A 1227-nucleotide genomic window follows, 5' to 3' on the forward strand; every position below is an offset into this window, starting at 1 on the left:
CCGGCGCAGGGATCAAGCCTGACCGCCCGGAGCCGGTCACCCTCGCCCCCAGCCCACAACACGAAGGGCACGCTCCTCAACGCGAAGAGCACGCTCGCCCCAGCCCTCAACGCGAAGGGCGACGCCCCCACCGCAGGGCCAGCGCAGCGACGCTCCCCCAGATCCCCCGCCGGAACAACAGCACGACCAGGACGAAGATCCCCCCGGTGACCAGGCCGATCGCCTCGAACCCGGAGAACGACAGCCAGTCCTCCAGGCGGACCACCAGCGCCGCCCCGAGCACGCCGCCCCAGAGGGTGCCGATGCCGCCGAGCACCACCACGATGACGGCCTTGCCGGAGGTGGTCCAGTGCAGCACGTCGAGGGAGACGAACCGGTGGCTGACGGCGAAGAGGCCGCCACCCAGCCCGGCGAGGAAGCCGGAGAGGACGAACGCGGTCAGCTTGTACCGGTGCACCGGGTAGCCGAGCGCACGAGCCCGGGCCGGGTTGTCGCGGATGCCGACCAGCACGCGGCCGAACGGCGAGTGCACGATCCGCCAGACGGCGAGCAGGCCGAGCAGCACGATCGGCAGGATCGCGTAGTAGAAATAGTAGTCGTCCGCGAGATCGACTCCGAAGAACGAGCGGGGCACGCCCTGGAGGCCGTTCTCGCCTCCGGTGACCGAGCGCCACTCGTTGGCCACGTAGTAGACCATCTGCGCGAAGGCCAGGGTGACCATCGCGAAGTAGATCCCGGTGCGCTTGACCGCGAGGTAGCCGATCGGTAGCGCGAGCAGCGCCGCGGCCAGGGCCCCGGCCAGCACGGCGGCCGGGAACGGCAGGCCGGCGTGGACCGCCACCAGGCCGGTGACGTACGCCGAGGTGCCCCAGAAGGCGGCGTGCCCGAAGGACATCAGCCCGGTGAAGCCGAGCAGCAGGTCCACCGAGACGGCGAGGAGCGCCCAGCAGAGGATGTCCACGGCGACCGCCGGGTAGAGCCCGTTGGGCAGCCAGAGCGCCACGACCAGGCCGACGGCGAGCAGCGCGTACCGGACCCAGCCGGGCGCCCGGGCGACGGCGACCAGCCCGGACGGGGGCGCCGGGCGGGCTGCCTCGGGCGGCGTGTCGACGGCGCTGCTCATGCCGTCACCTCGCTCCGCTCGGCGCCGTCATGACCTGTGGCACGGGGCTGGCTGATTCGCTCGCTGCGCTCGCTCATGCCGGCACTCCGCTTCGCTTCGTGCCG

The 1227-nt window shown here is 72.2% G+C and carries 1 protein-coding gene; it reads right to left on the bottom strand.

The genetic code is table 11. The annotated features are described in order from the left end of the window. Positions 1-106: 106 nt before the first annotated feature. Positions 107-1123, bottom strand: a complete 1017-nt coding sequence (locus ABZ570_RS17880; protein ID WP_358064203.1) for a branched-chain amino acid ABC transporter permease — start codon at positions 1121-1123, stop codon at positions 107-109. Positions 1124-1227: the final 104 nt, after the last annotated feature.

The sequence above is a fragment of the Micromonospora sp. NPDC007271 genome (assembly GCF_040634005.1).
GTDB lineage: Bacteria > Actinomycetota > Actinomycetes > Mycobacteriales > Micromonosporaceae > Micromonospora.

Bases quoted from the DNA above. Each gene is read 5' to 3' on its own strand.
- ABZ570_RS17880 (WP_358064203.1), bottom strand. From the start codon at position 1,123: ATGAGCAGCGCCGTCGACACGCCGCCCGAGGCAGCCCGCCCGGCGCCC.